Annotated in this window: 14 protein-coding genes, 1 tRNA gene and 1 pseudogene; 11 read left to right on the forward strand and 5 right to left on the reverse strand. The window is 68.4% G+C overall.

Going from position 1 to position 12,469, the window contains the following annotated elements; genetic code table 11:
- Nucleotides 1-145: 145 nt before the first annotated feature.
- Nucleotides 146-667: pseudogene (locus ACIBF5_RS03980) on the forward strand (pyridoxamine 5'-phosphate oxidase family protein); the annotation flags it as partial.
- A 208-nt stretch (nucleotides 668-875) separates the two neighbouring features.
- Here the strand turns inward: ACIBF5_RS03980 and ACIBF5_RS03985 are convergent.
- Nucleotides 876-1,865, reverse strand: a complete 990-nt coding sequence (locus ACIBF5_RS03985) for a zinc metalloprotease (protein ID WP_396807848.1) — start codon at nucleotides 1,863-1,865, stop codon at nucleotides 876-878.
- 214 nt (nucleotides 1,866-2,079) lie between these two features.
- On the opposite strand from ACIBF5_RS03985, the gene ACIBF5_RS03990 reads away from it, so the two are divergent.
- Together ACIBF5_RS03990 and ACIBF5_RS03995 are read left to right on the forward strand one after the other, a co-directional pair.
- Nucleotides 2,080-2,153: transfer RNA gene (locus ACIBF5_RS03990), tRNA-Gly, on the forward strand.
- Nucleotides 2,154-2,662: 509 nt separating this feature from the next.
- On the forward strand, nucleotides 2,663-3,034 hold the full coding sequence (locus tag ACIBF5_RS03995) for a hypothetical protein (RefSeq protein ID WP_396807850.1): 372 nt from the start codon (nucleotides 2,663-2,665) through the stop codon (nucleotides 3,032-3,034).
- A 74-nt stretch (nucleotides 3,035-3,108) separates the two neighbouring features.
- Here the strand turns inward: ACIBF5_RS03995 and ACIBF5_RS04000 are convergent, their stop codons facing one another.
- The gene (locus ACIBF5_RS04000; RefSeq protein WP_396807852.1) at nucleotides 3,109-3,414 is read right to left on the reverse strand and encodes a hypothetical protein; all 306 of its coding nucleotides are present in this window, start codon (nucleotides 3,412-3,414) and stop codon (nucleotides 3,109-3,111) included.
- Nucleotides 3,415-3,499: 85 nt separating this feature from the next.
- On the opposite strand from ACIBF5_RS04000, the gene ACIBF5_RS04005 reads away from it, so the two are divergent.
- From ACIBF5_RS04005 to ACIBF5_RS04015, 3 genes are read left to right on the forward strand one after another with little or no spacing between them, the layout of a single operon-like run.
- On the forward strand, nucleotides 3,500-3,850 hold the full coding sequence (locus ACIBF5_RS04005) for a hypothetical protein (protein ID WP_396807854.1): 351 nt from the start codon (nucleotides 3,500-3,502) through the stop codon (nucleotides 3,848-3,850).
- Nucleotides 3,851-3,860: 10 nt separating this feature from the next.
- Entirely contained in the window at nucleotides 3,861-4,268 is a 408-nt protein-coding gene (locus ACIBF5_RS04010) for a hypothetical protein (RefSeq protein ID WP_396807856.1), read from the forward strand.
- Between the two features lie 13 nt (nucleotides 4,269-4,281).
- Nucleotides 4,282-4,638: a hypothetical protein gene (locus ACIBF5_RS04015; protein ID WP_396807858.1), complete on the forward strand. Its 357-nt coding sequence runs from the start codon at nucleotides 4,282-4,284 to the stop codon at nucleotides 4,636-4,638.
- 22 nt (nucleotides 4,639-4,660) lie between these two features.
- On the opposite strand, the gene ACIBF5_RS04020 is transcribed toward ACIBF5_RS04015, so the two are convergent.
- Together ACIBF5_RS04020 and ACIBF5_RS04025 are read right to left on the reverse strand one after the other, a co-directional pair.
- Nucleotides 4,661-5,404, reverse strand: coding sequence for a glycosyltransferase (locus ACIBF5_RS04020; RefSeq protein WP_396807860.1), 744 nt, complete (start codon nucleotides 5,402-5,404; stop codon nucleotides 4,661-4,663).
- Nucleotides 5,401-6,105 (reverse strand): UTRA domain-containing protein, encoded by a 705-nt coding sequence (locus tag ACIBF5_RS04025; protein ID WP_396807862.1) that lies wholly within the window; start codon nucleotides 6,103-6,105, stop codon nucleotides 5,401-5,403. Before ACIBF5_RS04025 ends, ACIBF5_RS04020 begins: the two co-directional genes overlap by 4 nt.
- Nucleotides 6,106-6,257: 152 nt before the next feature.
- Here ACIBF5_RS04025 and ACIBF5_RS04030 point away from each other — a divergent pair, with 152 nt between their 5' ends.
- Nucleotides 6,258-7,133: an LLM class flavin-dependent oxidoreductase gene (locus ACIBF5_RS04030; RefSeq protein WP_396807864.1), complete on the forward strand. Its 876-nt coding sequence runs from the start codon at nucleotides 6,258-6,260 to the stop codon at nucleotides 7,131-7,133.
- Nucleotides 7,134-7,334: 201 nt separating this feature from the next.
- Here the strand turns inward: ACIBF5_RS04030 and ACIBF5_RS04035 are convergent, their stop codons facing one another.
- The gene (locus ACIBF5_RS04035; protein ID WP_396807865.1) at nucleotides 7,335-7,886 is read right to left on the reverse strand and encodes a phosphoribosyltransferase; all 552 of its coding nucleotides are present in this window, start codon (nucleotides 7,884-7,886) and stop codon (nucleotides 7,335-7,337) included.
- Between the two features lie 166 nt (nucleotides 7,887-8,052).
- Here ACIBF5_RS04035 and ACIBF5_RS04040 point away from each other — a divergent pair, with 166 nt between their 5' ends.
- From ACIBF5_RS04040 to ACIBF5_RS04055, 4 genes are all read left to right on the forward strand, one after another.
- Complete coding sequence (locus ACIBF5_RS04040) at nucleotides 8,053-8,682, forward strand: septal ring lytic transglycosylase RlpA family protein (RefSeq protein WP_396807866.1); 630 nt, start codon at nucleotides 8,053-8,055, stop codon at nucleotides 8,680-8,682.
- A gap of 162 nt (nucleotides 8,683-8,844) precedes the next feature.
- On the forward strand, nucleotides 8,845-9,972 hold the full coding sequence (locus tag ACIBF5_RS04045) for a PP2C family protein-serine/threonine phosphatase (RefSeq protein ID WP_396807868.1): 1,128 nt from the start codon (nucleotides 8,845-8,847) through the stop codon (nucleotides 9,970-9,972).
- A 162-nt stretch (nucleotides 9,973-10,134) separates the two neighbouring features.
- Nucleotides 10,135-11,988, forward strand: a complete 1,854-nt coding sequence (locus tag ACIBF5_RS04050) for an acyl-CoA dehydrogenase (protein ID WP_396807870.1) — start codon at nucleotides 10,135-10,137, stop codon at nucleotides 11,986-11,988.
- 165 nt (nucleotides 11,989-12,153) lie between these two features.
- Nucleotides 12,154-12,423: a DUF6458 family protein gene (locus ACIBF5_RS04055; protein WP_396807872.1), complete on the forward strand. Its 270-nt coding sequence runs from the start codon at nucleotides 12,154-12,156 to the stop codon at nucleotides 12,421-12,423.
- The last annotated feature ends 46 nt before the right edge of the window (nucleotides 12,424-12,469 follow it).

The raw sequence follows: 12,469 nt of genomic DNA on the forward strand, positions 1-12,469 counted from the left end.
TAGCGACCGGGCGAGATCAACTCGGCCGCGCCCGGACCCGGAGTGACTCGTCGCGTCGCTGCGGAGCGGCAGGTGGGCGACGATTCGGCGCGTCGAGCGCGTGTCGCACTACCCGTCTCGAACACGTGTTCGATAGGATCTCCCCATGGCATCCTGGTCCGAATTCGCCGCCGACGCCCCGCGTCTCGCCGACGCGATCCGCAACCTCCTGCAGCAGTACGGGCCGGGTCTCGGCTACCTCGCCACCGTCCGCGCCGATGGCGGTCCCCGCGTGCACCCGGTGTCGCCGGTGATCAACGACGAAGGGCTGTTCTGCTTCGTCGTCGACTCGCCCAAGCGGCGCGACCTGGAACGTGACGGCCGCTACGCGCTGCACTCGTTCCCGCCCGAGGAGAGCGACGACGAGGCATACGTGGCCGGTCGTGCCAAGCTGGTCACCGACCCGGCGACGATCGCCCGGCTCGCCGACACGGTGCGCGCCGAGCCTCGGGTGGACTGGCGGCTCTTCGAGTTCACCGTCGAGGCGGCGATGCTCGCCGAGCACGGCCGGACCGGTGCGATCCCACTCGCGTACGGCGGGCGGGGCGATGACCGGCCGGGAGTTCAGGTGTGGCTCGACCCGACCGCGGCCCGGGCACCCGCCGGCCGGCGCGGACGCCGAGCCCGCCGGCACGTCAACCCCACCGAATTGCGGTCCGCGTCGACGGCGAACGCGGTCGACCAACGCTTCACCCGGGAGCCCCGAGTGGTGGCCGTCGCCCCAGAACCGGTGATCTGGGCCTCCTGAGTGAACGGACTCTCGTCGAGGGACCCCAGACACACGACGAGGGCCGGCTCCTCGGGAAGCGGCCGGCCCTCGTCGTGCGGGCAGTACATCAGGCGCGGTACGCCTGCCAAGCCTTGACCATGCGGTTCACCTGTCCGACCGTGAACCGGTCCATGCAGGCGTCGACCGTGTAGTTCATGAAGTTGTGGATCGGGTCGAGCCCGGACTTGCTCACACACGAGTCCCGCCCGGTCGGGCAGCCGAACGCTGGCTCCGCCTCCGCCGGGGTGTCCGCTACCGCGTCGCCTTCACCCGTGCACCCGCCCTGGAACGTGTGGAAGAGGTTCAGCCAGTGGCCAACCTCGTGGGTGCCGGTGTCGCCCTCGTCGTAGGGCTTCATGTAGCCGCCAGGCAGCGACTCTGAAAGCACCACGACCCCGTCGTACGTGGTCACCTGCTTCTGCGGAAACGTCGCCCAGCCGAGCAGGTCGTCGGTGAGTGCCCCCAGATAGAGGTTGAGTGTTCCGGGGCCGCCGGTCCGCAGCGACTTTTTCATCTGCGTCTCCGCCGGGCTCTCCGCCACGATCGGATACCAGGCCGGGTTGACCACCCGGTTGAGCTTTTTGAGTTTGAACTTGAAGGGCGTGACCGCTCCACCGTCCGCCCCGTCGAACGCCGCGTTCAGCACCTTGAGCTGGGCATCGATCATCGCGCGCGGGATGTTTCCACCCTCCCGGGTACGGTCCCGGCTGATCACGTGCACCACCACCGGGATCGTGATCTTCCTCGGGGTGGCGCTGAACGGCGCGACCCCGACCCGCTTCGCGTACGCGGCGTCCAGGTCGCGGTTGCGCTGCGCCGCCTCGGCCGCCGTCAACTCGTTGGGGTCGTGCCTACCGGGCGTACCGGGTCTCGCCCTGGCGGCCGAGCCCGCGTCCGCCGGCTCGACACATCCCGCCGACGGAGCCGTCGCGCCTGCCGCCGCCGGTTTCGCCAGCGCGGGGTTCGCCACCACCACCGTGGGCCCGAGCAGCAGTACGAGAGCAGCGGACGCCACGCCGGCCGAGCGCATTGACTTCCGGATGCGGTGCAAACCCATGACCCCACCTCTTCGTCACACGAAAAGCGACGCCTCGCACACGCGCCGCAAGTTGCCGATGTGGCGGACGTTACCTGCTGGGACACTCCAGGCAAACTACGCAGACCGGCGTGGTCCCCATCAATCTGCCTCAGCCACACGGGCGCCCCCGGCACCGCCGCCCGGGGTACGTTGATGCGCTCAGGAGGCAGACCAGGTACAGTGGGCTCCGCTCGCGGGTGTAGTTCAATGGCAGAACATCAGCTTCCCAAGCTGACAGTGCGGGTTCGATTCCCGTCACCCGCTCCAATGCAAAGGCCCTGGCCAGGACGCGAGTCCCAACCAGGGCCTTCAACGTTCCCGATTCCGCACCTCACGCCACAGGCGGCCTGTCTAGGGTCCAAGCGTGGCGTGTCGAGCAAACGATCTGTGGCTAGCGGCTTTGGCTGGACGTGAGACACCGTCACCATCTGTGCGAACGCGGTCCTGATCGTCGCGTAGTCGGCCCCGGACGTCGCCGTTGAACTCCGCCTCGAACAACCCCTAGTGCAGAGACTCCCTGCGGCCAACTGCACACATGATCTCGTCCAGGCCGATCAGCGACCCATCCACCCAGCAGGGAAATTCACATGTCTCTGCTTTGGTGGCATTGTCCGACCAGGCCGATGTTGCAATGGTCCGGAAGCCGCCAGCGCTGGCGGCCGTCGAGTCTGGGCCTTCGGTTGCCTCGCCAGTCCAAGCGCCAGAGCTGACTTGCGACCGAGCCTCCCGGATTGCCGGTGACCAAAAGTGTCGGTTCGGACCGGCACACTGCCCGCGTGACCTACGACCTTGCTGTTTGGGAGGGCGAGCAACCGGCCGACGACGCTGCGGGCGCTGCCGCCTTCGAGCGGATCTACCGGAAGTACATCGGAGTGGATGAAGGTGTCCCGCCGACTCCGCGTATCCGTGCCTACGTCGAGGCTCTGCTTGACCGTTGGATAGATATGACCGAGGACGACGATGATGTGAGCCCGTGGTCCGACGGTCCACTGATTGGCAACGCTTCGGGTCCGATCGTCTACTTCGCCATGCGATACAGCATGTGCGAGGAGGTGTCGGCGGGCGCGGTGCGGATGGCGGCCGAGCGTGGCCTGATTTGCTTCGACCCGCAGTGGAACCGCCTCCGGCCGGCAGCTGAGGAGCAGTAGGTCGGACCGGTTACGGGGCGTCAACGTCCGGGTCCACCACGTCTACTGCTTGCGTGGCATGGTCGGCATCTCGATCACCAGAGCAGTGATGTCGGCATTCGCCCTGGTGGTGTGCTCCTCACCTGCGAGCCACACCACCGCCTGCCGGCATTGACGTTTTCCCAGTCACCACCACCCGCCTGTACGACCCCATGTCCTGCCGTAATCACCATGAGCTGGTCCACCGGCGCGGGATGGCGGCCGACCTCACCACCCGCTGCCACGTACAGCACGGTGACGGCGACCGCCTCCCCGCGAAACAGTGCCTGGGCCGTCACACCGACGCTGCCGTAGGGCTCCGCTGGTCGCCCCGCCGAGACATCGAACGACAAGATCTCCACGTCGACACAGTAGATGGGGTTCACCCACGGCTCACGCCCTGAGAGTCTCGACAAAGCCCCTAGGGACGCCTGCGAGGATCGGTGCGTGGAGGCACTTGAGGTGTTGCGTCGCGAGTTCGCCAGTGAGGACGGCACTTTCATGCTCGCGCTCTATGCCGAGCGTCGATGGGACTGCCAGGCGTTCACCCGCCTGGAGCAGGCGATGCGATCCGTGGCGATGGAGTACGCGGACAGGGACCAGCTCGACCGTTGGCTCGCCGAGGGCTACTTCCACCTGTCGACGTGGGTACGCGACCACACCTCGCACCCCGACTTTCCGCGACCCATGCCCGACAGTTACTACGACGCGTGCGTCGATCGCCTGTGGGAACTCGCCGACTGGTACTTCCGGGGCGAGCACATCTACCAGGAGCCACACGTCTGGGAGGCGTTGTAGCCTCCACCGCGTGAATCTTGACCTTGTTGCGCAGATCGCTGTCGCCGCGCTCGGTGTTCTCAGTGCAGCAGTCCCGTTCCTGGGCGGTCGGCAGGACCGCAGGATCCTCAAAGAGGACATCGAGTTACTGAACAAGGTGCCGGACGGTGTGATCCGGCAGCGGCTCGAACGACAGGTGATCGCCACCTTGGACGAGATCGAGGCAGCACGGCATCACCGGCGTGATCCGTACGGGGTCACCCTGGCGCTCGTCCTCATAGCGGCTTCGGTAATCGGTGGCGTCTGGGCCATCAGTGCCGGAGGCTGGTGGCTCCTGAGCCTGGTGGTGGTGGCCTTCGTCTTCGCCGTCGGGGCGGCGGGACTGGTTCAGGACGTGACAAAGCGCAAGCGTGACAAGCGAGGCGACCCGATTGACTGAGGGAGCGTCCACGATGGACGGCAACCGGGCGGCGACGACGGAGTTGTGGCGTCCGACCGGGCCGGAGGAGCTGGAACTCGTACGGGAATCGGGTTGGCGCTCCTGGCCACCCCGCCTGGCGGACCAGCCGATCTTCTATCCCGTCCTGAACGAGGAGTACGCGATCCTGATCGCCCGGGACTGGAACGTCCCGAGTTCCGGCGTCGGGTACGTCACCCGGTTCCACGTCGAGGCGGAGTTCCTGACCCGCTATCCCGTACGCCGGGTCGGTGGCGAGAGCATCCTCGAACTCTGGGTGCCCGCCGAGGAACTGGACGAGTTCAACCGACACATCGTCGGCCCGATCGAGGTCGTACACGAGTTCCGCTGACGAGCCCTCGAAGAGCGGCGGGTCAGGTGAGCAGGTCGCGGATGGCGTGGGCGCGGGCCTCGACGACCCGCATCCGGGCGGTGTGTTCGGCTGGTTCGCGGTGGGTGGCCTGGCTGGTCATCTGGCCGGGCCACTTCCGGTAGAGCAGGCCGGGTTCGGCGATGAACCAACCGGGGCTGATGGTGTTGGCGGCGAGCAGCAGGCCGGTGTCCTCGGAGGCGGGGAGTGCCATCCAGCCGCCGAGGGCGAGCAGCAGTTCCGTACGGATGCAGAGCGTCGCCGGGTGCACCGGCAGCCCGTAGTCGTTCGCCTGCCAGTAGGCGAGCACGGCCCCCAGGTTGATCAGCCCTTCGGGCGGGTCCTGTGACCACTCCTCGGTGGAGCCGTCGGGGAGTAGGTCGAGCACACCGGCGGTGGTCCAGCCGACACCCGGTTCACCGGTCAACACCGCGATGTCCCGGGCGAGCGCGCCGGGTGTGAGCTGGTCGTCGGCGTCGAGCACCTTGATCAGTTCCCCTTCGGCCCGGGACAGGGCGAGGGTACGGGCGACGCCCGGACCGCCGGGTCGGCCGCTGCCGGGACTGATCCGAGGATCCAACTCGGGGATCTGGTCGGCCAGGAGCGCGTCCTGCCCGTCCTCCTGGACCAGCCACTGCCAGTCCCACCCGTCCGGCATCTCCTGCCCGACCAGGGACTCGTACGCCCCGGCAAGGTAGCCGAGGCTGGGCCAGTGCACCGGGGTGATGACCGAGACGACCCGGGTCACCGCTGCCACCTCGCCAACGGGGTCGAGTAGGCGAGTTCGGTCCGGTCGCCGGCGAAGACGACGTCGGCGACCTCGACCACTCGGCCGTCGGTGTCGATCGAGGTTTTGCGTACTGCCAGGACGGGGTCGCCGGGGGCGAGGTCGAGCAGGTCGGCCTCGTCGCGGGACGGGGGTCGGGCGCGTACCTCGTCGACGATCCGGTCGAGTTCGATGCCGAGGGTGAAGAGTTGGTGTTGCGTGCCGCCGGGCCAGGGTTCGTTGGCGGGGTCGAGCAGCGCCGGGTTCGTCGCGGCGAGTTCGTACGGCAGGTAGGAGTGCGAAACCGAGAGGGCGGCGCCGCGTTGGCGCGAGGTGGTCCAGTAGATCCGGCGCAGCAGCGGTGTGCCGATGCGCAGACCGAGGGCGGCGGCCAGGTCTTCGTCGGCCTCGATCGGGTCGTATTCGCTGTGGAAGCGCAGGTCAGTGGTTTCCAGGCCGGTGTCGTGCTCGGTGCCGCCGGTTGACCGTCGCCCCGCCTCGTCGAGCAGCACCCGGTTCTTCTCCCACTGGTACCGCTCGGTGTTGTCCCGTCGTACCCGGGGTCGGGGTGCGGGGTCTCCACCCCGGGGTGCGGGGTCGCCGGCCGGGTCGCTGGTCGGGCAGCCGGTCACTGGCTTGTCGGCGGTCTGCGGACCGCGCGGGCGCCGGTCATGGGCGATCACCCGACCGACGCTACCGGTCCGGGCGCCGATCCGCCCGCTATGCGCGTACTTGCACCCGTGTCATCCGGTCTGAGGTGGTGTAGATATCCGCAGGTGGTGGGCCCAGCGGCGGCGGGCCGCCCCGGTCGGAACGACGACGTAGGCTTCCGATCATGCGCGTGGGTATCGTGATCCTCCAGGACCAGCGGTGGTCCGAGTCGAAGCGCCGGTGGCGCCAGGCCGAGGCGTGGGGTTTCGACCACGCCTGGACGTACGACCATCTCGGCTGGCGTGACCTGGTGGACGGGCCGTGGTTCGACTCCGTGCCGACGCTCACCGCGGCGGCCATGGTCACCGACCGGATCAAGCTCGGCACCCTGGTCGCCTCCCCAAACTTCCGGCATCCGGTGCATTTCGCCCGCGAGGTCACCGCGCTGGACGACATCTCCGACGGTCGCGTGCTGCTCGGTCTGGGCTCCGGCGGGATCGGGTTCGACTCGGCGGTGCTCGGTGGCGAGACGTTGCCGCCCCGGCAGCGGGTGGACCGGTTCAGCGAGTTCACCGAACTGCTCGACCTGATCCTGCGCCAGGACCGGGTCGACTGGCGGGGCGAGTGGTTCACCTCGGTCGACGCGCGGAACAACCCGGGCTGCGTGCAGACGCCCCGGGTGCCGTTCGTCGTCGCCGCGAACGGGCCGCGTGCGATGAGGCTGGTCGCGCGTTTCGGTCAGGGCTGGGTCACCACCGGCCTCGGTGGGGACGACATGGCGGCCTGGTGGCGTACGGTCACCGAACTCAGCGGACAGCTCGACCGTACGTTGGAGGCGGCCGGTCGTGATCCGTCCACGCTGGACCGCTACCTGTCGCTCGACGCCGCACCGGTCTTCTCGCTCTCCAGTGCCGCGTTCTTCGCCGACGCGGTCGGCCGGGCCGCCGAGCTCGGCTTCACCGACGTGATCACCCATTGGCCCCGCGAGTCGAGCTGGTACGCCGGGGACGAGGCGGTGCTCGAAGAGGTGGCGACCGACCTGCTGCCCAAGCTGCGTTAGGCCGGTCCTCTCCCGGTTGGTCCGAGACGCTTTCGAACTCAGATGAGTTGGGCGGCGTAGACGGCGGCGGCGAGAGCTGTCCGGTCGCCCGTACCCGCGTAGACGTCGGCCACCGCGTCGGCGAGTTTGACCACGTGTTCGTCGCCGTTGCGGTTGAACCAGGGTTGACGTCAAGTGCGTGGCCGACGTTCGGGCACGCCTTCACGGGCCGAGGTCGCGCCCGTCGAGCAGGCTCCGTACGCGCAGTTCGCGGGCGAGTTCCAGTGGGCAGTCGGCGACGATGGCGGCGGTGCCGAGCGGGGTGCCGCCCCGGGCGGTGATCACCTGGTAGAGGGCCCGTACCTGGGCGCCGCTGGCAACCCAGTCGTCGACCACCAGCACGCGGTCCTCCGGTCCGAGGTGCCGGTCGCGTACGCCGAGGGCGAGTCGCCGACCACGGTAGTCCGTCGGTGTGGTGGCCCAGGTGGTCGGCTCGGCGATCCGCCGGTCGCCGGTGTTCTTGTAGGCGGGTAGGAAGCCGATGCCGAGTGCGGTCGCCACCAGCGGGCCGAGCATCAGCCCGGTCACCTCGGGGGCGATCACGAGGGTGGGATTCTCGGGTCGGAACAGGGCGGCGAGCGCTGGTCCGATTTCTGCGAGTATTTCCGGGTCGCGCCACCAGCCGGACATGTCGCTGACCAGGTGGGTGCTGGCCGGTCCGGGATCGATCCAGCGGAACTGGTCGGCGAGCCGTTTGCTCAGCTCAGCGGGCATCTGTGCCATCCTGCGGTAGGGGCACGACCGGCCCAGGGCAGGTCGGCCGATCGGCTACACGTTTTACCGCAAATGCGGGCAAAAGAGCATGATCACGTTGACTTCCGAAGTGCTCCTCTCGCTACCTTCCGACCTTCACGTTGTCGTCTACGGGAAGGACAGGTCGGTGACGGAGAAGCACCCCCTGGTTCGTACATTCAAGTCGCCTGCCGGCCTCACCGCCAGCGTCGCGCTGGGCGTGGCGCTCGCCGTCGGCGGCACCATCGGGGGCATCCACCTCGCCAGCAGTCCCGTGACGTCCACCGCCCCGGTGGCCGACGCCGCCGTACCGACCCTCGCGCCGAGCAGCCCGGCGACCGAGCTGCCGACGCTGGCCCCCTCGGCAACCGCGTCGCCCTCGGTCAGCCCGCAGGCGACCCGGACCCCGGCCCGCGCCTCGCGTGGCAACACCCGGGCCGCCAGCCCGAAGCCGAGCGTGACCAAGAAGCCGAAGCCGGCGACGACCCCCGTCGTCGGCACCGGTAGCTGCGGAGCCTCCTTCTACGACCAGGGACAGTTGACCGCGAACGGGGAGAACTTCGACCCGAGCTCGCTCACCGCCGCGCACCTGACGCTCGCCTTCAACACCCGGGTACGGGTGATCAACCCGGCCAACGGCAAGTCGGTGGTGGTACGGATCAACGACCGTGGCCCGTACGTCGACGGCCGCTGCCTCGACCTGTCCCGGGCCGCGTTCGAGGCGATCGCCTCCACCGACCTCGGTGCGATCACCGTGCGGTACGAGATTCTCGGGTGACCGGAGCGGGCGGCGAGGGCGCGGCCGGGCGCGGCGGTGCACGGTGCTGACCAGCAACCTGATCGGTGCGTAGTGTTGCCGCCCCGGCGAGGCACCGGCCAGGTGGACAGAACCCACTCAGACGAGGGGCCAACTTCGTTCAACAGTGCCCGTCGATCAGGCATGCTGTTCCGCGTACCCATGCAATTCTTGCCGACGGGCCGCCGCCCGCTGAGTTCTGGTTCCCGCGCCGGTCTCGGCGCGGCCCTTGTGCTGCTCGCACTCGTCTCCGCGATCGAGCTGGCCGACGGTAGCCGGGCCGACCATATCGGACTGCTGGTCGCGGCGCCGTTCCTCGCCGCCGCGTTCGCCTCCTGGCGGGTGGTGCTCGGTGTGGGTACGGCGGCGACGGGCATCGGGGCGGCGTTCACCCTGAGTGCGAAGAACGTCGAGTTGGGCAACGTGGTCAACGTCGGCGGGGTGGCGCTCTTCATCGGAGTCGCGGCGGCGGTGGCAGCGGTGCGCCAGCGGCAGGCTGAGCAGATCGCCGAGTTGTCGAAGCTGGCAGCCGTGGCACAGCAGGCCGTCCTCCGTCCGCTCGGGCCACAGGTCGGCTCGCTCGCCGTCGCCGCCCGCTACATCTCCTCGACCGCCGCCGCCGAGATCGGCGGTGACCTGTACGAGGTGATCGACACGCCCTACGGCGTACGGATGCTGATCGGCGACGTACGCGGCAAGGGGCTCGACGCGGTCCGGCTCGCCAGCATCGTGCTCGGTTCCTACCGGCACGTCGCGTACGAGCGCGCCGACCTGCGGGCGATCGTCGCCGACCTGGACCGGGCGGTGGCCCGCAGCGTCGGTGACGAGGACTTTGTCACCGCCGCGCTGGTCGAGGAGCGGGGCGGCACCCTCACCATCGTCAACTGTGGTCACCCTGCCCCGCTGCTGCTGCGGCGGGGCCAGGTGATCCCGCTGGAGCCGCCGTCGCCGGCCCCGCCGCTGGGTTTCATGCCGGTGGTCCGGCCCCGGGTCGAGCGGCTCGAACCGGGCGATCGGCTGCTGCTCTTCACCGACGGTCTCGGCGAGGCACGCAGGGAGGGCGAGTTCTTCCCGACCGTGGACCGGGCCTGGCAGTTGCTCGGGCACGGGACGGTCGCGGACGGGCTTGCCTCGTTGGAGACCGCGCTGGTCGAGTGGGTGCACGGCCGGCTGGACGACGACATCGCCCTGGTTCTGATGGAGTACGCCGGACCGCGTCCGGTCACCACCGTTCCCGTACCGAGCTGGGAAGTCGGCGCCTCGGACGGCTGATCCGGGCTGTTCGCCGGTTGTCGGGTGGGTCGTCGCGTGCTTTGGCGCACTCTGTCGGCAATGTGTCCGCCGTCACTTCTGCGATTAACTTGTCCGGCCTACCCGTGAGTAATACAGTCGTGGTTACTGGCCGGTAACACGTTCGGAAGCGGGGCCGTGCACATGACCCACTACAAGAGCAACATCCGGGACCTGGAGTTCAACCTCTTCGAGGTCTTCGGTGCGGATCAGGCATTCGGCCAGGAGCCGTACACCGATTTCGACGTCGACACGGCCCGCAGCATCCTCGCCGAGGTCGGTCGGCTGGCTCGCGAGGATCTCGCCGCGAGCTACGTCGAAAGTGACCGCAATCCGCCGGTCTTCGACCCGGCCACCCACACGGCACCGCTCCCCGCCGCCTTCAAGAAGTCCTACCAGTCCCTGATGGACTCCGAGTTCTGGCGGATGGACCTCCCGGCCGAACTCGACGGCAGCAACGCGCCCCGCGCGCTCTGGTGGTCGCTGGCCGAGTTGATCCTCGGCTCGAACGCGCCGATCTGGATGTACGCCTCCGGCCCCTCCTTCGCGCACACCCTCTATGTCGAGGGCACCGAGCGGCAGCGCTCCTGGGCAAAGCTCTTCATCGAGAAGCAGTGGGGCTCCTCGATGGTGCTGACCGAGCCGGACGCCGGCTCGGACGTCGGCGCCGGACGGACCAGGGCGATCCCGCAGCCGGACGGCTCGTGGCACCTGGAGGGGGTCAAGCGCTTCATCACCTCCGGCGAACACGACCTCACCGACAACATTGTCCACTATGTGCTGGCCCGGCCAGTCGGCGTCGAGGGCGCGGGTGGCCCGGGCACCAAGGGCCTCTCCCTCTTCATCGTGCCCAAGTTCCACTTCGACGAGGAGACGGGCGCGCTCGGCGAGCGCAACGGCGTCTTCGCCACCAACGTCGAGCACAAGATGGGGATCAAGGTCTCCAACACCTGTGAGCTGACCTTCGGCGAGCACGGCGTACCGGCCAAGGGCTGGCTCCTCGGAGACGTACACGACGGCATCCGCCAGATGTTCCTGATCATCGAGTACGCCCGGATGATGGTGGGCACCAAGGCGATCGCCACCCTCTCCACCGGCTACCTCAACGCACTGGAGTACGCCAAGAACCGGGCCCAGGGTGCCGACCTGCTCGCCACCGACCGCAACGCACCCCGGGTCACCATCACCCACCACCCGGACGTCCGTCGGTCGCTGCTGCTACAGAAGTCGTACGCGGAAGGGCTGCGCGCCCTGGTCTGTTACACCGCCAGTTGGCAGGACAAGGTCAAGCTCGCCGAGACCGCCGGTGACGAGGCGGGCGTGAAGCAGGCGAAGCGGGTCAACGACCTGCTGCTTCCGCTGGTCAAGGGCTGTGGTTCGGAGCGGGCGTACGAAATGCTCGGGCACGAGTCGCTACAGACCTTCGGTGGTTCGGGTTTCCTCCAGGACTATCCGCTGGAGCAGTACGTCCGAGACGCGAAGATCGACACCCTGTACGAGGGCACCACCGCGATCCAGAGTCTGGATCTCTTCTTCCGGAAGATCGTGAAGGACAACGGTCGGGCGCTGATGGTGGTGGCCTCCGAGATCCAGGAGTTCATCACCGCCGAGGGCGGCAACGGCCAGCTCAAGGAGGAACGGCTGGCGCTGGGGCGGGCACTGACCGAGGTGCAGACGATCCTCGCCACCATGACCGGTTGGCTGGGTGAGGCACAGGCGGGTGAGCCCCGGGCTCTCTACAGGGCCGGGCTCAACAGTCGCCGGTTGCTGCTGGCCGTCGGCGACCTGGTCGTCGGGTGGCTGTTGCAGCGGCAGGCGGAGGTGGCCCTGCGGGCGCTCGCCGGCGAGGTGTCGGACGCGGACAAGTCCTTCTACACCGGCAAGGTCGCCGCGGCCCGGTTCTTCGCGCACGAGGTGCTGCCACGGATCGGTGCCGACCGGCGCATCGTCGAATCGACAAACCTTGACGTGATGGACCTGCCGGAGGACGCGTTCTGAGCAGGGTGGTAGCCCTCACCCGGTAGGGGTGGCACCGGCACGACGATGGCCGACGAGCAAGACTGCTCGTCGGCCATCGCGTTATGGTGGAGGCGGCACGACCAGCAGTTTGTTGGGATTTGTCAGGTTAGCCCACGAGCATCGCACAGGGGGAGTGCAGCGCACATGGGCGTCGGTAGCGGCATATTTCTGATCGCACTGGGAGCCATCATGACGTTCGCCATCAGGGCGAACATCTGGTGGCTGGACCTACGCGCGGTCGGCTGGGTGTTCATGCTCGCCGGCCTGGCCGTCCTGTTGACCACGCTCTGGTACTGGCAGACCAGCAAGAAGAAGGCTCGTACCCTCATCGTGGAAGAGAACCGGTTGTCGCATCCGACCTCGATGATGCCACCGCCACCGGATCCGCCACCTCCGCAGGCCCCGCCCTCCTGACCCTGGCGGCCCGCCCCACCTCTCCGGTGGAAAACTCCCGCTTGGG

This window comes from Micromonospora sp. NPDC050417 (genome assembly GCF_044458865.1).
Taxonomy (GTDB): Bacteria; Actinomycetota; Actinomycetes; order Mycobacteriales; family Micromonosporaceae; genus Micromonospora_G.